17 protein-coding genes are annotated in these 19,473 nt (G+C 66.5%); 12 read left to right on the forward strand and 5 right to left on the reverse strand.

Annotated features, from left to right (window positions below):
- The 4 genes from paaZ to BM197_RS08190 form a co-directional block, all read right to left on the reverse strand.
- Positions 1-2,082, reverse strand: a complete 2,082-nt coding sequence (gene paaZ / locus BM197_RS08175; protein ID WP_090710479.1) for a phenylacetic acid degradation bifunctional protein PaaZ — start codon at positions 2,080-2,082, stop codon at positions 1-3.
- Positions 2,083-2,176: 94 nt separating this feature from the next.
- Positions 2,177-2,914 (reverse strand): enoyl-CoA hydratase/isomerase family protein, encoded by a 738-nt coding sequence (locus tag BM197_RS08180; RefSeq protein WP_090710481.1) that lies wholly within the window; start codon positions 2,912-2,914, stop codon positions 2,177-2,179.
- Between the two features lie 158 nt (positions 2,915-3,072).
- Entirely contained in the window at positions 3,073-4,134 is a 1,062-nt protein-coding gene (locus tag BM197_RS08185; protein ID WP_090710483.1) for an enoyl-CoA hydratase/isomerase family protein, read from the reverse strand.
- 23 nt (positions 4,135-4,157) lie between these two features.
- Entirely contained in the window at positions 4,158-5,492 is a 1,335-nt protein-coding gene (locus BM197_RS08190; RefSeq protein ID WP_090710484.1) for an aminotransferase-like domain-containing protein, read from the reverse strand.
- A gap of 199 nt (positions 5,493-5,691) precedes the next feature.
- Between BM197_RS08190 and BM197_RS08195 the strand changes: the two genes are divergently transcribed.
- From BM197_RS08195 to BM197_RS08235, 9 genes are all read left to right on the forward strand, one after another.
- Positions 5,692-6,540 (forward strand): nitrilase-related carbon-nitrogen hydrolase, encoded by an 849-nt coding sequence (locus tag BM197_RS08195; RefSeq protein WP_090710486.1) that lies wholly within the window; start codon positions 5,692-5,694, stop codon positions 6,538-6,540.
- 17 nt (positions 6,541-6,557) lie between these two features.
- A complete protein-coding gene (gene hydA, locus BM197_RS08200; RefSeq protein WP_090710487.1) occupies positions 6,558-7,994 on the forward strand; it encodes a dihydropyrimidinase in 1,437 nt (478 codons plus the stop codon).
- A gap of 8 nt (positions 7,995-8,002) precedes the next feature.
- Positions 8,003-9,019 (forward strand): TIGR03842 family LLM class F420-dependent oxidoreductase, encoded by a 1,017-nt coding sequence (locus BM197_RS08205; RefSeq protein WP_090710489.1) that lies wholly within the window; start codon positions 8,003-8,005, stop codon positions 9,017-9,019.
- Positions 9,016-9,897 (forward strand): ABC transporter permease, encoded by an 882-nt coding sequence (locus tag BM197_RS08210; protein WP_090710490.1) that lies wholly within the window; start codon positions 9,016-9,018, stop codon positions 9,895-9,897. Before BM197_RS08205 ends, BM197_RS08210 begins: the two co-directional genes overlap by 4 nt.
- A complete protein-coding gene (locus tag BM197_RS08215; protein ID WP_090710492.1) occupies positions 9,894-10,733 on the forward strand; it encodes an ABC transporter ATP-binding protein in 840 nt (279 codons plus the stop codon). Before BM197_RS08210 ends, BM197_RS08215 begins: the two co-directional genes overlap by 4 nt.
- The gene (locus tag BM197_RS08220; RefSeq protein ID WP_090710494.1) at positions 10,730-11,500 is read left to right on the forward strand and encodes an ABC transporter permease; all 771 of its coding nucleotides are present in this window, start codon (positions 10,730-10,732) and stop codon (positions 11,498-11,500) included. Before BM197_RS08215 ends, BM197_RS08220 begins: the two co-directional genes overlap by 4 nt.
- A 63-nt stretch (positions 11,501-11,563) precedes the next feature.
- A complete protein-coding gene (locus BM197_RS08225; RefSeq protein WP_090710496.1) occupies positions 11,564-12,709 on the forward strand; it encodes an ABC transporter substrate-binding protein in 1,146 nt (381 codons plus the stop codon).
- Positions 12,710-12,794: 85 nt separating this feature from the next.
- On the forward strand, positions 12,795-14,123 hold the full coding sequence (locus tag BM197_RS08230; RefSeq protein WP_245762461.1) for an aspartate aminotransferase family protein: 1,329 nt from the start codon (positions 12,795-12,797) through the stop codon (positions 14,121-14,123).
- Positions 14,120-15,613, forward strand: a complete 1,494-nt coding sequence (locus tag BM197_RS08235) for a CoA-acylating methylmalonate-semialdehyde dehydrogenase (protein WP_090710500.1) — start codon at positions 14,120-14,122, stop codon at positions 15,611-15,613. The genes BM197_RS08230 and BM197_RS08235 overlap by 4 nt, the downstream gene beginning before the upstream one ends.
- A gap of 94 nt (positions 15,614-15,707) precedes the next feature.
- Here the strand turns inward: BM197_RS08235 and BM197_RS08240 are convergent, their stop codons facing one another.
- Positions 15,708-16,661, reverse strand: coding sequence for a LysR family transcriptional regulator (locus BM197_RS08240; RefSeq protein WP_090710502.1), 954 nt, complete (start codon positions 16,659-16,661; stop codon positions 15,708-15,710).
- A 111-nt stretch (positions 16,662-16,772) separates the two neighbouring features.
- Here BM197_RS08240 and BM197_RS16715 point away from each other — a divergent pair, with 111 nt between their 5' ends.
- The 3 genes from BM197_RS16715 (at position 16,773) to BM197_RS16280 (ending at position 19,463) form a co-directional block, all read left to right on the forward strand.
- On the forward strand, positions 16,773-16,895 hold the full coding sequence (locus BM197_RS16715; RefSeq protein ID WP_281247418.1) for a hypothetical protein: 123 nt from the start codon (positions 16,773-16,775) through the stop codon (positions 16,893-16,895).
- Between the two features lie 172 nt (positions 16,896-17,067).
- Positions 17,068-17,616 carry an orotate phosphoribosyltransferase gene (gene pyrE, locus BM197_RS08245; protein ID WP_090710504.1) on the forward strand — a complete coding sequence of 183 codons (549 nt, stop codon included), beginning with the start codon at positions 17,068-17,070 and terminating at the stop codon, positions 17,614-17,616.
- A complete protein-coding gene (locus BM197_RS16280) occupies positions 17,616-19,463 on the forward strand; it encodes an MSCRAMM family adhesin (RefSeq protein WP_177216780.1) in 1,848 nt (615 codons plus the stop codon). Before pyrE ends, BM197_RS16280 begins: the two co-directional genes overlap by 1 nt.
- Positions 19,464-19,473: the final 10 nt, after the last annotated feature.

Genomic DNA, 19,473 nt, shown 5'->3' on the forward strand with positions numbered 1-19,473 from the left:
TCAGGTGGGGGAGAGGGGCAGCCGCTGCTCCTTCGCCACCAGGGTGAGCACGTCGTAGCTCGCGACCAGCTCGCCCTTCTGGTTCGAGATCACCGCATCCCACCGAACTTCGCCGTACTCATCCGTCTCGCGTGGCGTGATCTGCTTCGCTGTCAGGGCGACGCGGATGCTGTCGCCCGGCGACACGGGCGTGACGAAGCGTAGGTTCTCGAGGCCGTAGTTCGCGAGCACCGGACCCGGTTCCGGATCGACGAACAGCCCGGCCGCCCACGACACCAGAAGGTATCCGTGTGCCACCCGGCCGGGGAAGAACGGGTTCGCCGCCGCTGCCTCCTCGTCGGTGTGCGCGTAGAACGTGTCGCCGGTGAACTCGGCGAAGTGGCTGATGTCCTCGAGCGTGATCGTGCGTTCGGCGGAGAGCACCTGGTCGCCGAGCCGGAGTTCGGCGAGGCTCTTGCGGAACGGGTGCGTGCCGTCGGGGTTCGCCGCCGCTCCCTGGTGCCAGATCCCGGTGATCGCCGTGAGCATGTCGGGGGATCCCTGGATCGCGGTCCGCTGCATGTGGTGCAGCACGGCACGGATGCCGCCGAGCTCTTCCCCGCCGCCGGCGCGCCCGGGCCCACCGTGCACGAGGTGCGGGACAGGGGAGCCGTGGCCGGTCGATGAGCGTGCGTCGTCCCGGTCGAGAAGCAGCACCCGGCCGTTCATCGCGGCGATTCCCGTCAGAATCTCGGTCGCGACGGCCGGGTCGTGGGTCACGAGGCTCGTCACGAGCGACCCCCCGCCAAGCGCGACGAGGCGCACGGCGTCGGGGATGCTGTCATACGCGATCACGCTGGAAACCGGGCCGAACGCCTCGACGGTGTGGACGGCATCCGCGTTGCCGTCGTCGAACTGGAGGAGCAGCGGTTCGACGAAGGCGCCTTCTTCGGCGACACGCGTGCTGCCGTCGGTGAGCCGGGCGCTCGGGGCATCCGTCGACCCGACGACGATGCGGCCACCGGCGTCGACGAGTTTGCCGACCTGGCGGAGGACGTCGTCGCGCTGGGCGAGGGAGACCAGCGGTCCCATCGTCACACCCTCTGCGCGCGGGTCGCCGAGCACCACGCGGTCGTCGATCCTGGTGCGGACGGCGGCGATGAGCGGCTCCACCAGCTCACGCGGCACCAGGGCACGACGGATGCTCGTGCACTTCTGTCCGCTCTTGCTCGTCATCTCGGCAACCAGCTGTGTGACGTATGCGTCGAATTCGGGGGTGTCCGGCATCGCATCCGTTCCGAGGATCGACGCGTTGATCGAGTCGGTCTCGGTCGTGAACCGCACCCCGCCGATCCGGACGTTCTTGTGTGAGCGGAGGCTCTGGGCCGTCGACGCTGACCCGGTGAACGCGACGAGGTCACCGAGTCGGAGCGAATCGAGCAGGTTCGGGATGCTGCCAGAGACAAGGGAGAGCGCTCCGTCCGGCACGAGCCCGGATTCGATCAGGATGCGAACGACAGCTTCGGTGAGGTATCCGGTCGGTGTCGCCGGCTTCACGAGGGTCGGCATCCCGGCGAGGAACGCGGGCGCGAACTTCTCGAGGAAACCCCAGACCGGAAAGTTGAACGCGTTGATCTGCACGGCAACGCCGGGCAGCCGGGTGTAGATGTGCCTGCCCAGGAACGAGCCGTCCTTTGAGAGTGACTCGACCGGCCCGTCGGGGTAGACGACCGTGTTCGGCAGTTCCCGCCGTCCCTTCGACGAATAAGTGAAGAGCACGCCAATGCCGCCGTCGATGTCCACCCACGAGTCCGCCTTCGTTGCACCCGTGCGGCTCGAGATCTCGTACAGCTCTGCCTTACGTTCGGTCAGAACTTGCGCCATCTGCTTGAGCAGGACCGCGCGCTGGTGGAAGGTCAGGATGCCGAGGGATGCCTGCCCGGTCGTTCGCGCGTACTCCAGCGCTGCGGCGAGGTCCAGCCCGCGGGCGCTGACCAGGGCGAGGACCTCGCCGGTCGATGCGTCCGTCACCGGAGCGGCATCCGCTGTTTCGTCCGGAGTCCACCAGCCCCCGGAGACGTAGCTGGGCAGAATCGTGGTCATGCTTGCTCCTGGAGGTAGGTCGCGAGTTGCCGGGTTTGCGGGGTGTCGAGCCGCGCACACCCGTCAAAGCGGGCCACTCGCGGCGGCGGGAGGCTCACGGATGCCTCCTCTCAAGGAACGCGGTCATCCTCGCTGTCTTCTCGGGCGACTCGAACAGCACAGCCTGCTCTTCCAGATCGATTTGCGGATGCTCGCTGGCGCCGGCCGCGAGCACGCGTTTCGTTGCTCGGAGAGCGGCGGGGTCCCCGCGCAGGATCCGTCCCGCAAGCGCGCGAGCGGCGTCGAGCAGCTGGTCCGCCGGGTGGATTTCGGTGACGAGTCTCGCGGCGAGCGCCTGGTCGGCCGTCAGGATGCGCCCGGCGAGGAGGATCTCCTTGGCGAGCGGTTCGCCGACGAGTTCCCGAAGCCGCCAGCCGGCGCCGGCTGCGGCGATGATGCCGAGGGAAGGTTCAGGGTTCCCGATCCGAAGCGTCGGCGATGCGATCCGGAAATCGGCGGCGTAGGCGAGTTCGGCGCCGCCACCCAGCGCATAGCCGTCGACGGCGGCGATGACGGGCATCGGCAGGGCGGCGATCCGTGCGAACAGGTGGGTATTGATTCCGGCCAGTGCGTCCGCGGCCCGGCGTTCCCGCAGCTCGGCGATATCTGCCCCGGAGGCGAAGACACCGCCGGCGCCGGCGAGCAGGAGAATCCGTGGCTCTTGCTCGAGGTCGTCGCAGAGGGCGTGCAGTTCGTCGACCATGGCCTGGTTGATGGCGTTCCGGGCGGCCGGGCGGTTGAGCAGGACCTCAACCCATTCCGCCGAGAAGGTCACCTCGAGTGTCCGGGCCATCAGTCGCGCTCCACGCAGCCGGGCAGCCCGCCGAAACGACTGGTCGGCATGGGTGCCGCACCGACCAGGGACGGCTCAGCCATCGAATCTCCAGACTCCATCGTCGGTGAACGTCACGACCAGAAGAATAATAACCGACCGGTCGGACAGTAAGTCTGTCAGATGCTGATGTTGTGGTCAATCGAGAGTCGGTCGGTGCCCAGGATCGACCGGACGGTGTGCAGCCGCACCTCGTCGATCGTGGCCGGCGTCCAACGCGGCGACCGGTCTTTGTCAACAACCTGTGCGCGGATGCCCTCCGCAAGGTCGGGTCGCGCGAAGAGCGCTGTGGACACCCGCAGGTCCTGCTCGAGCACGAGGTCAAGCGAGCCGAGCAGGTCGGCACGGCGGATCGCAGCAAGCGTCACCACCACAGACGTGGGGCTCATCGCGAGGATGTCGGAGCGTGCGGATGCCGCTCGGTCGCTCCCCGAGGATGCGAGCCGGTCGAGGATGTCGGGAACTGAGTCGGAGGAGTAGCACGCGTCGATCCACTCACGGTGTTCTTCAAGCGGTGCCGCCGGTGGTCTTTCGGCGAACCCCTGCACCACCGCTTCCGGTTTTTCCGCGCTCGAGCCAAGGGCCGCCCTGAGGGACTCGAGCTTTGCCGAGTTCACGTAGTGGTCGGCGAATCCGCAGAGGATCGCATCCGGCCCGGTCATCGTTCCGGCGGTGAGGCCGAGGTGGGTGCCCAGTTCGCCGGGTGCGCGCGCGAGCAGCAGGCTGCCGCCGACGTCGGGGGCGAGGCCGATCCGCACCTCGGGCATCGCGACGCGGGATCGTTCGGTGACGATGCGCACGGACCCGTGGGCGGAGATCCCCACCCCGCCGCCCATCGTGATGCCGTCCATGATCGCGACGTACGGTTTCGGAAACCTGCTGGTCTGCAGGTCGACGGCGTATTCCTCGCGCCAGAAGCGTGCGGCCTCCGGGGCGGACATCGACGCGATCAGGCGAATGTCGCCTCCAGCGCACAGGCCCCGCGCGCCGGCGCCGTCGAGCACCACGGCTTCGATCCGGTCGTTCTCGGCCCAGTCGGTCAGCGCAGCCGACAGGGAGTGGAGCATCGCTGGGGTGAGTGCGTTGATCGCGTCGGGGCGGTTCAGCGTGATCCGTCCGACCCGTCCGTCGACGCGCTGGAGGAGATCACCGCTCAAGAGGTCTTCGTTGGCCTGCTGCACACCCCGAGCATATTGCGCCGGGCTCAGCGGCGGGAAGCCACCGCCGCGAGGGCGCCGCTGACCCCGTCGAAATCGTCGCGCAGCATCCCGACCGTGACCCGGACGAACTGGCGGTCTTCCGGTGTGGAGAGATAGGGGGAGCCCCCGGTCACCCGGATGCCTGACGCCGCCAGTTGCACAAGAGCGTGGCGTTCGTCCGTGACCTCGATCCAGGTGTTGAGCCCATCGGTCTGCGGTGCGGCGAAGCCGGTTGCGCGCCGGGCCTCGGCAAACTGCCGCTGCCGGGAGTGGTAGATGCTACGGGCCGCCGCCACTGTGCTGACGGCATCCGAACTGGTCAACAGTTCGTACAGGATCGTCTGGACCATCCTGCTCGTCCAGCCCGGACCGAGCATCCGCCGTGCGACGATCTGGTTGAGCACCCGTTCCGGTCCGCCGAGCGCTGCGATGCGGAGGTCGGGCCCGTGTGATTTCGAGTAGCTGCGGATGTGCAGGACGCGCTCAGGTAGCCAGCGGCCCAGGCTGATCTCGGTCGACGCACTGATCCCGGCGGAGTGGTCGTCTTCGATCACGATCAGATCGGATGCCTGTCGGCTGGACCGCAGGATCCGAGCGAGTTCTTCGGCCCGCTCCACTGTCATCGAGATCCCGGTGGGGTTCTGCGCGCGCGGCTGCAGGATCAGGGCGGTCGGCCCGAGGGCCAGCGCCCGGCGGAGAGCGGCAGGGTCGAGCCCGTCGGGGTCGAGCGGCACGGGTATTCGGACGGCGCCGAGCTGGTCGAGCAGGTCGAAGAACGGCGGGAACGACGGGTCCTCGACAATCACCCGGTCACCGAACCGAATCACCTGTTCGAGCGATCGTGACAGCGCGTCGAGCGCACCGTCGACGACGGTGATCGACTCCACCTCGTACGGCCACGCCGCTCGGAGGTGCTCGAGGAGCGGCGGAATGACCGGCAGCTCCTGGTAGCTGAAGGTGTCCGCGGACTGGGAGACCCGGCTGAGCGCTGCCGTGAGGTCGGGGAGTAGCAGCGGGTCTGGCGCGCCCCGGGAGAGGTCGAGCCTGGACTCCCCGATGTGCCCGGCCATCGTCTGCATGCGCGGGGTGAGCCACGGGACGGCGCTGGCCCGCACGAAGCTTCCACTCCTGCCGCGGGACACGATCAGTCCGACGCTTGCCATCGCCTGCCAGGCCTGGCTCACCGTCGCCGGGCTGACGCCCAGTTCCGCGCCGAGCTGGCGGACGGTGGGGAGCCGGTCGCCCGGTGCGAGGACGCCGGATGTGATCAGCCGCGAGATCGCCTCCGCGATTCCACGGGGTGACCGGTCGTCGATGAGCTCGCCGTACGCCGGAATCATGGTCGGCCTTCCTGCGAAACCGAGATTGGGTATTTACGAACGCGTCACAGAGGGAAACAATGGAGAAATGTTCAGCTCGAATAATAACAAATGAGCGGAACACGAAAACAGCTCTCGGCCTGAGCTCCGGTATCCCTAACCCGAACCCGGATGGACGGCCAGAAGCGCCCACCGCTCAATGACGATACGGAGGCTAGATATGACGGTAGTCCGCGCCGCAATCACCCAGACCACCTGGACCGGCGACAAAGAATCGATGCTCGCGAAACACGAACAGTTCGCCAGGGATGCCGCTTCGCAAGGAGCGCAGATCATCTGCTTCCAGGAGCTGTTCTATGGCCCGTACTTCGGGATCACCGAAGACAAGAAGTATTACGACTACGCCGAACCGGCGGATGGCCCCATCGTGCAGCGCTTCGCCGCCCTCGCCAAGGAACTGGGCATGGTGATGATCCTCCCGATTTACGAGGAGGACATGCCAGGCGTCTACTACAACACCGCCGTCGTCGTCGACGCAGACGGGACGATCCTCGGTAAGTACCGTAAACACCACATTCCGCACCTCGAGAAGTTTTACGAGAAGTTCTACTTCCGACCTGGCAACCTCGGCTACCCGGTGTTCGACACGGCCGTCGGCCCGGTCGGCGTCTACATCTGTTACGACCGGCACTTCCCTGAGGGCTGGCGTGAACTCGGCCTCAACGGCGCACAGATCGTGTTCAACCCCAACGCGACCAAACCCGGCCTGTCCAACCGGCTCTGGGACCTTGAACAGGCAACGGCCGCCGCTGCGAACGGGTACTTCGTCGCCGCCCCGAACCGCGTCGGAACCGAGGACAACGAATACGGGGCGCTCGCCGTCACGTTCTACGGAACGAGCCAGTTCGTCAACCCACAGGGCAACTTCGTCGGTGAGCGTGGCAGTTCCGAGCACGAGGAGGTCGTCATCCGCGACCTGGATCTCGACATGATCAAGCAGGTCCGCGACGACTGGCAGTTCTACCGCGACCGCCGTCCCGAGTCCTACACGTCCATTCCGAAGCCGTAGCCGGACCGAGAGGAGCAATCATGAAAACGCTCATCAAGAACGGCACCGTCGTGAACTCGACCGGCACGGCTCAGGCCGACGTCCTCGTCGATGGCGAGACGATCGCTGCGGTACTCGCCCCCGGCTCGCAGCTGCTCGGCTTCGACGTCGAAAGCAACGTCGACACCGTGCTGGACGCATCCGGGAAATACGTCATCCCCGGCGGTATCGACGCGCACACCCATATGCAGATGCCGTTCGGCGGCACGGAGGCCAGCGACACTTTCGAAACCGGCACGCGGGCGGCCGCCCACGGCGGCACGACGAGCATCGTCGATTTCGTCGTGCAGTACGCCGGTGAGCAGGTGCTCGACCAGTTCGCCCTGTGGCACGACAAAGCCAGGGGCAATTGCGCCATCGACTACGGCTTCCACCAGATCCTCAGCGACGTGCAGGACTCGTCACTGACGGCGATGGATGAGCTCGTGAGGGAGGGTGTCTCGAGCTTCAAACTGTTCATGGCCTACAAGGGCGTCTTCCTGTCTGACGACGGGCAGATCGTCAAGGCGATGCAGCGGGCAAGCGACAACGGCTCGATGATCATGATGCACGCCGAGAACGGCAGCGTCATCGACCTGCTCGTGCAGCAATCCCTCGCGGCCGGGAACACGACGCCGTATTACCACGGGATCACCCGCCCGTGGCAGGCCGAGGCTGAGGCGACCCACCGGGCGATCATGCTCGCGAACCTCACCGGAGCTCCGCTGTACGTCGTTCACGTGAGCGCGAAGCAGGCGGTTGAACAGATCACGATCGCCCGCGACACCGGGCAGAACGTGTTCGGGGAGACCTGCCCGCAGTACCTCTACCTTTCGCTCGAGGACCAGCTCGGTGCGACGAGCGAGGAGTGGGGTGACTTCGAGGGCGCCAAATGGGTGTGTTCCACGCCGCTGCGGTCGAAAGCGGAAGGCCACCAGCACCACATGTGGCAGAGCCTCCGCACGAACGACATCCAGATGGTCTCCACGGACCACTGCCCGTTCTGCATGAAAGGGCAGAAGGACATGGGGGTCGGCAACTTCGCGAAGATTCCCAACGGAATCGGTGGCGTGGAGCACCGGATGGACCTGCTCTACCAGGGCGTCGTCGACAAGAAGATCTCACTCGAACGATGGGTGGAGGTCACCTCGACCACTCCTGCGCGCATGTTCGGCATGTACGGCAAGAAGGGCGTGATCCAGCCAGGAGCAGACGGCGACCTCGTGATCTACGACCCGAATGGCCACACCTCCATCGGCGTGGGCAAGACCCATCACATGAACATGGACTACTCCGCCTATGAGGGTTTCGAGATCGACGGACACGTCGATACCGTGCTCTCGCGCGGCAAGGTCATCGTCGACGACAACCAGTACCTGGGAACCAAGGGTGACGGCGAATACGTCCACCGCGGCCTCAGCCAGTACCTGATCTGAGGACATCCATGGATTTCGGAGCTGTACTTCAGACCAACCCGCCCGCCTCGAGAACCGTCCACCTCGCGAAGCTCGCCGAGCAGTACGGCTTCAGCCACGTCTGGACCTTCGACTCGCACCTGCTCTGGCAGGAGCCGTACGTCATCTACAGCCAGATCCTCAACGAAACGAAGAGGGTCACCGTCGGCCCGATGGTGACGAACCCCGCCACCCGCGACTGGACGGTGACGGCATCCACCTACGCCACCCTCAACGAGATGTACGGCAACCGCACGATCTGCGGGATCGGACGCGGCGATTCAGCGGTGCGCGCAACGAACGGCGCACCGACCAACCTCAAAACCCTCCGCGAGTCGATCCACGTCATCCGCGAGCTGGCCAACTCGCGCCCCGTCGAATACAACGGGGCGAGGGTGCAGTTCCCGTGGAGCGCCGGCTCGAAGCTCGACGTCTGGGTTGCGGCGTATGGTCCGCTCGCCCTCAAACTCACCGGGGAAGTGGGCGACGGGTTCATCCTGCAGCTGGCCGACATCGACATCGCGAAATGGATGATCAAAACGGTCCGGGATGCCGCGGAGCAGGCCGGCCGCGACCCGATGTCGATCAAGTTCTGTGTCGCCGCACCGATGTATATCGGCGACGACGTGGAGCACATGCGCGACCAGTGCCGCTGGTTCGGTGGAATGGTCGGCAACCACGTCGCCGACATCGTCGCCAAATATGGGACGGGCGGCGCGGTTCCGAAGGCACTCACCGACTACATCAAGGGCCGCGAATCGTACGACTACAACGAACACGGAAAAGCGGGGAACACCCACACCACGTTTGTGCCCGACGAGATCGTCGACCGGTTCTGCCTGCTCGGCAGCGCGAGCGACCACATCGCAAAACTGGAAGAGCTGAAGAGCATCGGAGTCGACCAGTTCGCCGGCTACCTGCAACACGACAATAAGGAAGAAACCCTGCGGGTCTACGGCGAGAGGGTCATCCCCGCGTTGAAGGAAAAGATCGTGGCAACGGCATGACGGCGGGCTCGAGCTGGTGGCGGCGTTTCGGCTTCGGCCTGCTCGGCGTCGTGCTCCTCGCGTGCGTCTGGGAACTGTACAAGTTCCGCGGCCCGGCAGAAGGCGTCGTGATCGGCGGAGTCACGGTGCTTCCCCGCACCACCGACCTCGCCATGCCGCACATCTGGGTGATGTTCCAGCGGCTGTTCGAGCCGGTCACCTCGGCTGCCGGTTCACCGCCGATGTGGCTGGCCGTGCTCCAGGCGTCGGCGTTCACGCTCGGGGTCGCGGGGGTCGGCTGGCTCGTTGCCGTCGTCGTCGGGATACTCCTCGCGCTGCTGATGCAGCGGTTCCGCACCGCTGAGCAGGCGGTCCTGCCGTGGATCATCCTCAGCCAGACCGTGCCACTGATCGCCATTGCGCCGCTCGTCAGGCGGTGGGGATCGGCTCTCGAAATCGGGGAGTTCTCCTGGGAGAACTGGATGTCCGTTGCGCTGATCGCCTCCTATCTCGCGTTCTTCCCGATCTCCGTCGGCGCACTCCGAGGGCTTGAATCCCCGGACACCAACCACGTGGAACTGATGCACAGCTACGCAGCCGGCTGGTGGAAGATCCTCCTTCGGCTGCGGCTTCCGGCCAGCGTCCCGTATCTGCTTCCCGCCCTCCGGCTCGCCGCTGCCAGTGCCGTGATCGGCACCGTCGTCGCCGAAGTGTCGATCGGTCTGCGTGGCGGACTCGGCCGGATGGTCGTCGAGTTCGCCGCGGCAGCCGGCGGCGACCCCGGCAAACCCTGGGCCCCGATCTTCGGCGCCGTCCTCGTCGGCCTCCTGGCCGCCGGGCTGGTCTCCCTGATCGGCCTCACCCTCCGCCGCTTCCGCCGAGCAGAGGTTCCCGCATGACCCGGAAGGACTCCCTCCCCGTGACCGATGCCCACGCAGTGAAGGTGACCGGGGTCAGCCGGATCTTCTCGATCAAGAAGAAGCCGCCGGTGACGGCGCTTGAGTCGGTCGACCTCACCGTCGCGCCTGGCGAGTTCGTCTCGCTGATCGGGCCCTCCGGGTGCGGCAAGTCGACACTGCTGCGGCTCATCGCAGACCTCGACCAACCCACCGCAGGCACCATCGAGGTCTTCGGCAAGACGGCCAGGAAGGCCCGGATCGACCAGGACTACGGCATCGCGTTCCAGCAGGCGGGACTCCTGCCGTGGCGGACGGTGCGGGCGAACATCGAGCTGCCGCTCGAACTACACAAGGTCGGCACCGCCGAGCGCAGGTCCCGGTCGACCGAACTGCTCGAACTCGTCGGCCTCGGAGACTTCGGCGACAGCTACCCCGACCAGCTCTCCGGCGGTATGCAGCAGCGCGTGGCCATCGCCCGCGCCCTCGCCGAGAGCCCCAACCTCCTGCTCATGGACGAACCGTTCGGCGCGCTCGACGAGATGACGAGGGAACGCATGCAGAACGAGCTCATCCGGATCTGCGCCGAAACCCGGGCCGCCGTCGTCTTCGTCACACACTCGATCCCCGAAGCGGTATTCCTCTCCGACCGCGTGGTCGTGATGTCGCCGCGACCCGGGCGCATCCGCTCGGTCCTGCCGATCCGGTTGGGCGGGCCGGACGACCGCAGCGAACACATTCGAGAGGACGCCGCGTTCTTCGACGGGGTCAGCGCGGTGCGCGAGAGCCTGCACGGCACACCGGACACGGGCAACGCGCGGGGGGTGGATACCCGATGAGACTGCATTTCACCTCGGCGAGGATGGTGGTCGCGCCGCTCCTGCTCGGCATCGCCGTTCTCGCCCTGTGGCAACTCGCGGTTGTCGCCCTTGAGATCAAGCCGTTTGTGCTGCCCGGCCCCGCGGCGATCGCCGACCAGTTCTTCGGCAACATCGACAATGTCTGGACGGCGAGCGCCGTGACCGGCTGGAACGCTCTGGTCGGGCTCGTCCTGGGCGCCATAGCCGGCGTGCTCTTCGCCACCCTGGCCGCTGTGTGGCCGGTCCTCGACGAACTCAGCGCCCCGATCGTCGCTGCTCTCGCGGTGATCCCCATCGTGGCACTGGCGCCCGTGCTGTACACGATGTACGGGGCGGGCGCCGAGACGGCACGGCAGATCATCGCTGCCATCGCGGTCTTCATCCCGGTGTACCTCAACTCGCTGCGCGGCTTCCGGCAGGTCCGGCCGGTGCACCGGGAACTCATGCACGTGTACGCGGCATCCGGGATCCAGACGGCGAGAAACGTCACCCTCCCGAGCTCACTGCCGTTCATCTTCACCGGGCTCCGGATCGCGTCGAGCCTCGCCGTCATCTCGGCGCTCATCGCCGAGTACTTCGGCGGTCCGGTCGGTGGCCTCGGCAAATCGATCACCTCGGCAGCATCGAGCAGCAACTATTCGCTCGCCTGGGCTTACGTGCTCGGATCGATTCTTGTCGGCCTCGTCTTTTACTCGATCACCCTCGGCCTCGAGAAATTCGTTTCCCGGCACAGACCGACCCCCTGAGCGTCCGCTCCGCGGTCGAAGTACCACCACAGCAGCACAGACAGAGAATGAGAAGGAGGAAGAATGAAACACAGCAAACGGCTTGCCCTCGAGATCGGCGCGATCGCCGCGGCAAGCGCACTTGTTCTGACCGGTTGTTCGACCGGCGGTTCGTCGAACGGCGGCGACGCGGAATCGGGCGACCTGACCCCGGTCAAACTTCAACTCCAGTGGTTCGCGCAGGCCCAGTTCGCCGGGTACTACGCGGCGCTCGATCAGGGCTACTACGAGGATGAAGGCCTCGACGTCGAAATCCTCGAGGGCGGCGCAGACATCGTGCCGCAGGACGTCCTGGCCGCAGGAGACGCGGACTACGCGATCTCCTGGGTCCCCAAGGTGCTCGGTTCCATCGAACAGGGCGCGAACATCACGAATGTCGCCCAGATCTTCGAACGGTCAGCCACAACGCAGATCTCGTTCAAGGACAAGAACATCACGTCGCCGGCAGACCTCGCCGGCAAGAACGTGGGCAGCTGGGGCTACGGCAATGAATGGGAACTCTTCGCCGGCATGCAGAAAGAGGGTGTCGGCCTCGAAGACATCAACCTCGTCCAGCAGGCGTTCGACATGAACGGATTCCTGGCCGGCGACATCGACGCAGCGCAGGCGATGACCTACAACGAGTACGCGCAGGTCCTGGAGACCATGAACCCGGAGACTGGCAAGCTGTACCAGCCCGACGAGCTGAACGTCATCAACTGGAACGACGTCGGAACGGCGATGCTCCAGGACGCCATCTGGGCTGACACCGGGAAGCTTGACGACGAGGACTACGCCGACACCACGGTGAAGTTCATCAAGGCATCGATCAAGGGCTGGGTCTACGCGAAGGACAACCCGGAGGAAGCGGCGGCGATCGTCACGGCGTCCGGGTCCACCCTCGGCGAGAGCCACCAGCTCTGGATGACCAATGAGGTCAACAAGCTGATCTGGCCGTCGACGAACGGGGTAGGCCTGATCGACGAGGACTCGTGGGCAAGGACCGTCGCGATCGCCCTCGGAACTAAGAACGAGACAGGCGCGACCATCATCACCACGGAGCCGCCGGAGACGGCGTACTCGAACGAGTACGTCCAGAAGGCGCTCGATGAGCTCAAGGAAGACGGCGTCGACACCTCCGGCGACGACTTCGAACCCATCGAGGTCACCCTCAAGGAGGGCGGCAACTAGCATTCCAGGCCCAGGGCGGCCCGACGGCCGCCCTGGGCCTCCACCAGCAATACCCGCAACAGATTCACGCAACAAGGGAGATGCCGTGACACTCACGCTCACATCCGACACCAACCAGCAGACGCTCGACCTCGATCGCGCCCACGTCTTTCACTCCTGGTCGGCCCAGGGAACGCTCAAGCCTCTGGTCTTGGCCGGAGGGCTCGGAACCCGCGTCTGGGATTTCGAGGGGACCGAATATCTGGACTTCTCCAGCCAGCTCGTCAACGTGAACATCGGCCACCAGCATCCGGCGGTGATCGCCGCCATCAAGGCCCAGGCCGACCAGCTCACCACCATTGCACCGTCGACGGCGAACCTCACCCGCGGGGAGGCAGCCAGGCGCATCACAAACCTGGCGCCCGACGGTTTCAATAAAGTCTTCTTCACCAACGGCGGGGCGGATGCCAACGAGAACGCGATCCGGATGGCCCGCCTCCACACCGGCCGGGACAAGGTGCTGTCGACCTACCGCTCGTACCACGGCAACACTGGCAGCGCGATCGTCGCCACGGGGGACTGGCGGCGGGTACCGAACGAATTCGCGCGGGGACACGTGCATTTCTTCGGACCGTACCTCTACCGTTCCGACTTCTGGGCGACGACGCCCGCTGAGGAGGCGGAACGCGGCTTGCACCACCTCGAGCGAGTGATCCAGGCCGAGGGGCCGGCGAGCATTGCGGCGATCCTGCTCGAGTCGGTTCCCGGTACCGCCGGGATCCTCGTGCCGCCGCCCGGATACCTGGCCGGCGTTCGCGCGCTCTGCGACCGCTACGGAATCCTGCTCATCTTCGACGAGGTGATGGCCGGGTTCGGCCGCACCGGACGCTGGTTCGCCTTCGAGGGGTACGACGTCGTGCCCGACCTGATCACCTTCGCTAAGGGCGTGAACTCTGGGTACGTGCCCGCCGGTGGCGTGATCATCCCCGACGCGATCGCCGCCGACTTCGATGAGACGGTGTTCCCTGGTGGACTGACGTACTCCGGGCATCCGCTCGCCATGGCCTCCATCGTCGGAGCGCTCGACGCGATGGCCGATGAGGGCATCGTCGAGAACGCCGCCCGGATCGGGCGCGAGGCGATCGGCCCCGGCCTCGCAGAACTGGCGGAGAAGCATTCCCTGATCGGCGAGGTGCGCGGGGAGGGTGTGTTCTGGGCAATGGAACTCGTCGCCGACCGCGCGACCCGGGAGCCGCTCCCGGCCAGCGCGATGGGGCAGATCAAGGCAGCGCTCGTCGGGCGCGGCCTGCTGCCGTTCGTGCAGGACAACCGGATCCACGTCGTGCCACCGTGCACCGTCACGAGCGACGAGGTCGCCGAGGCTTTGGCGGCGTATGACGCCGTTTTCACAACCGTCCAGGGAGGACACGCATGACCACATACATCAACCACTTCATCGGCGGCTCGACCGCAGAGGGCAGTTCCACCCGCACCGCACCCGTTTTCAACCCCGCCACCGGGGTCATCCAGAAAGAGGTCCGCCTCGGCAGTGCCGCCGACATCGACACCGCCGTCAAGGCCGCAGCGGCCGCCTTTCCCGGCTGGGCGGACAGTTCGCTGGCGAAACGGCAGGCGATTCTCTTCGCGTTCCGAGAACTGCTCAACGCCCGCAAGGGAGAGCTGGCCGAGATCCTCACCTCCGAACACGGCAAAGTGCTGTCGGATGCCGGCGGCGAGATCGCGCGCGGTCTCGAAGTCGTCGACTTCGCGACCGGTATCCCGCAGCTACTGAAGGGGGAGTACTCCGAGAACGTCTCGACCGGGGTCGATGTGTACACCCTCAAGCAGCCGCTCGGCGTCGTCGGCATCATCAGCCCGTTCAACTTCCCGGCCATGGTGCCGCTGTGGTTCTTCCCGCTGGCGCTCGCCGCGGGCAACACCGTCGTGCTCAAACCGAGCGAGAAGGACCCGTCCGCCGCCGTCTGGATGGCCGAACTGCTCAAGGAAGCCGGGCTGCCCGACGGGGTCTTCAACGTCGTGCACGGCGACAAGGAAGCTGTCGACGCCATCCTCGAGCATCCCGTCATCCAGTCGGTGTCTTTCGTCGGCTCGACGCCGATCGCGCGCTACATCTACGAGACGGCGTCGAAGAACGGCAAACGGGTGCAGGCTCTCGGCGGCGCCAAGAACCACATGCTCGTGCTGCCCGATGCCGACCTCGACCTCGCCGCCGACGCCGCGGTGAACGCCGGCTTCGGATCGGCCGGTGAGCGCTGCATGGCGATCAGCGTCCTCCTCGCCGTCGACACGATCGCCGACGACCTCGTCTCTCGCATCGCCTCACGGATGTCGTCGCTCACCACCGGCGACGGCCGTCGGGGCTGCGACATGGGGCCGCTCATCACCGAGGTCCACCGCGACAAAGTGGCCGGGTACGTCGAGGTCGCCAGCACCGACGGGGCGACCGTCGTCGTCGACGGGCGGAACCCGGAGGTCAACGGTGACGACGGCGGGTTCTGGTTCGGTCCCACCCTGCTCGACCACGTGCCGACCTCATCGACCGTGTACAGCGACGAGATCTTCGGGCCGGTGCTCTCGGTCGTCCGGGTATCGAGCTATGCCGAGGGGCTGGAACTCATCAATAACAGCCCGTACGGCAACGGCACGGCGATCTTCACCAACGACGGCGGTGCCGCGCGCCGGTTCCAGCGCGAAGTGAGCGTCGGCATGGTCGGCATCAACGTGCCCATCCCGGTGCCGGTCGCCTACCACTCGTTCGGCGGCTGGAAGCACTCGATGTTCGGCGACGCGAAGGCGTACGGTCCGCAGGGGGTGGAGTTCTTCACCCGCGAGAAGGCGATCACGAGCCGCTGGCTCGACCCGAGCCATGGCGGCCTGAACCTCGGGTTCCCTGAGCACGACTGAACCGCGCATAACTCAGCCCAAACGAGCAAAACCGGCCCTGCGGGGCCGGTTTTGCCCGTTTCGGCGGCAGGCAGACCGAATTATGCGCGGCCGGCTACACCCAGCGCGGGGACGTGAACGGAGCGGGGTCCTCAACCGGTGCGTGCGCCTGCTGCACCGCAGCCGCCTCCCGCTGCAATGCGTCGGCGACCGTCCGGACCGAGAGGCGTTCGGCCTTGTCCGGCCGCATGAGCGCGACGATGTGCCGGGACATGTCCACGCCCGTGAGCGGGCGGGTCAGGATGCCCCGTTCAGGGCCGGATGCCGTGAAACGCGGAATCATGCTGATCCCGATCCCCGCGGCGACGAGGGCCTCCGTGATACTGCTGTCTGTCACCCGTTGCACGACTTTCAGTGACGCACCGGTGACTGCCTCGATCTCATGCAGCAGGCGGTCGAACGGGTAGCCCTCCGGAACCCCGATCCACGGTTCGTCGACGAGGTGTTCCGGCGTCAACGCACTCACACCGGCCAGGCGGTGCCCGAGGGGAAGCGCGATGTCGAGGGGTTCGCTGAGCAGGTACAGGTTCCGCAGTCCGCGGCCACTCCAGGAGCGGCCGCCGGGGACCGAGTGCGCGAGGACGATGTCGAAGTCGGCGGTCAACGCCGGAAAGTCCTCGGTTTCAGGGTCACGATCGACCATCGTCACCTCCAGTCCGGCGACGGACTTGAGAAAGGCGAGCACCGGCGGCAGGAGCATCTGCCCTGCCGTCGGGAAGGTGGCGACCGAGACCGTCCCGGTCGCGTCGTTGCGGTATTCGTCCCACACGGCGTTCGCGCGCTCCAGGGCGACCGCGATGTCGCCGGCGCTTCGGGCGAGCGCGCGCCCGGCATCCGTCAGCAAAATGCCCCGACCGCTCCGCTCGGTGAGGGGAACGCCCGCTTCTCTTTCGAGCACCTTCAACTGCTGCGACACGGCAGACGGGGTGCGGTGAGTGGCGGCGGCAACCGCAGCGATACTCCCGCGCTCCGCGAGTTCGCGGAGCAGGTCGAGGCGGCGTACGTCCATGTAGCTATGCTACTGAGTGAGCTAAGAAAGCATCGCTTGTCCTGAATAGTTGAAGGGTCCAGTATTGGAGCGTGTCCAGCGGCATCCCGTCGCCTCCCTGATTGGAATCTCATGTTCGTGTTCTTTGCAGGAATCGCCGTCCTGAGTGCTGCCGCTGTTGCCGGCAGCGTCCTCGTGGTGAAGCGCGACGGATACCGCCAGGTGCCTGCGCGCACCTACATCACGCTGCCGTAAGGCATCGCGAAACGAATTCGCGTCTTCCCCGGTCGACCCCGCAGCGCCAGATGCGGTGTGTCCCAGGGTGGGCGCGAATTCGTGCGTTAAGCCCCGTGCCAAGAGAAGAGCGGATGCCAGCCACGCGCGCTGGCATTCGCCGCCGGGAACCCGCATCGCTAAACTTGCCTCTGTGACCAACGCGCGCAAGCAACTCATCGAATACATCACAGCGGATGCCGTGTTCCACGGGGACTTCACGCTGACCAGCGGCAAGAAGGCGACGTACTACGTCGACCTCCGCCGGGTCAGCCTCGACCACCGCGTTGCACCACTCATCGGACAGGTCATGATCGACCTGATCGCGGACGTGCCCGATGTCGCCGCCGTCGGCGGAATGACCATGGGGGCGGATCCCGTCGCTGCCGCGGTCCTGCACCAGGGGGCCGCTCGCGGCCTCGCGTACGACGCGTTCGTTGTGCGCAAGGAGCCCAAGGACCACGGCCGCGGCAAGCAGGTCGAAGGACCCGAGCTCGCCGGAAAGCGCGTCATCGTTCTCGAAGACACCTCGACAACCGGTGGTTCGCCGCTCGCGGCCATCGAGGCGCTCAAGAAGGTCGGCGCCGAGATCGCCGGTGTCGCCGTCGTCGTCGACCGCAACACCGGTGCACGCGAGATCATCGAAGCAGCCGGGTACCCCTACTTCGCCGCCATCGGACTCGCCGACCTGGGGCTGGAGTAGTGGCTGACAACACCCGCCGGCCGCCGGGGGACGACGACGAGGCACCGGTCGACCCGCCCACCGGTGAGAACGACGTCGCGGGGGCCGATTGGCTGATCTCTCAACTCGACGCCGCCCCGACGGGGCAGTTCGACACGCGACAGGCGCCACGGGAGAACGCTGACGGCGGGGACAGCCCCGTACTCGCGTGGTGGCGTGAGAAGCTCGTCGCCGCAGACGCCCTCGTGAATCCTGAGCCACGCCCGGTCGTCGAGGACGCCGCCGGGACGGATCCCGCGGACACCGATGCCATCGACAAAGATCTCACCGACACAGGTGCCACCGACTCGGCGGACGTCGACGACGTGACATCCCCGCTCGCCGAACCCGCACAGTTCGAACCGAGGGGTGCCGAGACGGCGGAACCCGATTCGTTGACTGGGCCGGAGCCCGCATTTCTTCCGGAACCTGCCTGGACACCCGAACCCACCCGGGCCCCCGAACGCACCCGGGCCCCCGGCGATGTCGACGCCACCACGTCCTTCGATCGCCAGCCGGAGGCTGAGCTTGAAGACGAGGCTGAGCTTGAAGACGAGGCTGAGACCGGGCTGATTCCCTCGTTCGAATCGCCGATGTTCACACCGCGATCCGCACGAGACGTCGTCGACGACGAGACGTCAGAATCTGACCAGTCCGATAGTGAGGAGCCCGAGGGATCGGACGCTCCGGCCGACGACGCACACGAGCCCCTTCCGGCCCCGGTGTTCACTCCGCCGGCACAAGACCTCGACTTCGGTTCGAACCCAGAGTCGAACCCAGAGTCGAACCCAGAGTCGAACCCAGAGTCGAACCCAGAGTCGAACCCAGAGTCGAACCCAGAGGCCGTCGGGGTTGCACGGACGCCCGAGGGCGACGCACCGTACGAGACCGAAGACCTCGACAACTTCAGCTGGGGGCTCACCGCAAACGACCAGCTCGATCCCCGGGTCCACGCCCCGGTGACCGGAAGGGATGCCGCGGGGGCGACGCCTCCCGACACCGCCATTTTCCCGGTCGGAGAGCCCGGTACCGAGGCCCAGACCCGCCGCAAGGCACCAGTCGCTCGTGAGGATGCAGAGCCGGTTTCGGTTCTGCCCGAACCGGCCGACGTCACCACGCCGGCGCAGTCCGCTCCGCGCAGGCGAACGTTCACCGACATGGAGTCGCCGAGCGTACCGCCGCCTTCGGTCGAGCCCCCTGGGCGCCCGCTCCGGGCAGCACGACCGTCCGAGCGTTCGTCCGTGCGTTCGGCCGTTGCCCGGGCACCGCGCCCGGTGATCCTTGCGGCAATCGGCGTCGTCGCACTCCTCGTCTTCGTCGGACTGTTCTTCCTCGGTTCCCGGCTCCCGGCTCTGCTCGCCGGACCCGCGGCATCCTCCTCACCCGCCCCCACTGAGACACCCGCACCGACGAGCCCAGCGGCGCCGGCAGCACCCGTCGGACCCGCTGCCCTGGGCGAACAGCATTGGACGGCACTCGGCGGCGGCGAATGTGTCGACCCATACTCGACGCCGTGGGCCGAGACGTTCACTGTCGTCGACTGCGGCGCCCCGCACGCCGCGCAGATGGTCTTCACCGCACCGGTGGCCGAGGATCCGGCGGCCGAATACCCGGGCGAGGACGAGATCCTCTCGCAGATCTCTCTCTGGTGCAGCGCGCCCGGCGTCCTCGACCCGGCCGCGGCAGAGAACTACTCCGACCTCCAGGTGCAGGGAACGTATCCAGTATCCGCTGAGCAGTGGGCCGCGGGGCAGCGCAATTACTACTGCTTCGTCGACCGTTCGAGCGGTGAGCCGCTGAACGGATCGGTCGCCGCACCCCAGGGCTAAACGCGTCCGC

The sequence above is a fragment of the Mycetocola miduiensis genome, from assembly GCF_900115155.1.
GTDB classification, from domain to species: domain Bacteria; phylum Actinomycetota; class Actinomycetes; order Actinomycetales; family Microbacteriaceae; genus Mycetocola_A; species Mycetocola_A miduiensis.

Coding starts and splice junctions, on each gene's coding strand:
- BM197_RS08235 (WP_090710500.1), top strand. CDS start 14,120: ATGACCACATACATCAACCACTTCATCGGCGGCTCGACCGCAGAGGGC.
- BM197_RS08220 (WP_090710494.1), top strand. CDS start 10,730: ATGAGACTGCATTTCACCTCGGCGAGGATGGTGGTCGCGCCGCTCCTG.
- BM197_RS08210 (WP_090710490.1), top strand. CDS start 9,016: ATGACGGCGGGCTCGAGCTGGTGGCGGCGTTTCGGCTTCGGCCTGCTC.
- BM197_RS08215 (WP_090710492.1), top strand. CDS start 9,894: ATGACCCGGAAGGACTCCCTCCCCGTGACCGATGCCCACGCAGTGAAG.
- BM197_RS08195 (WP_090710486.1), top strand. CDS start 5,692: ATGACGGTAGTCCGCGCCGCAATCACCCAGACCACCTGGACCGGCGAC.
- paaZ (WP_090710479.1), bottom strand. CDS start 2,082: ATGACCACGATTCTGCCCAGCTACGTCTCCGGGGGCTGGTGGACTCCG.
- BM197_RS08240 (WP_090710502.1), bottom strand. CDS start 16,661: ATGGACGTACGCCGCCTCGACCTGCTCCGCGAACTCGCGGAGCGCGGG.
- BM197_RS08225 (WP_090710496.1), top strand. CDS start 11,564: ATGAAACACAGCAAACGGCTTGCCCTCGAGATCGGCGCGATCGCCGCG.
- BM197_RS16715 (WP_281247418.1), top strand. CDS start 16,773: ATGTTCGTGTTCTTTGCAGGAATCGCCGTCCTGAGTGCTGCCGCTGTT.
- BM197_RS08205 (WP_090710489.1), top strand. CDS start 8,003: ATGGATTTCGGAGCTGTACTTCAGACCAACCCGCCCGCCTCGAGAACC.
- BM197_RS08180 (WP_090710481.1), bottom strand. CDS start 2,914: ATGGCCCGGACACTCGAGGTGACCTTCTCGGCGGAATGGGTTGAGGTC.
- BM197_RS08190 (WP_090710484.1), bottom strand. CDS start 5,492: ATGATTCCGGCGTACGGCGAGCTCATCGACGACCGGTCACCCCGTGGA.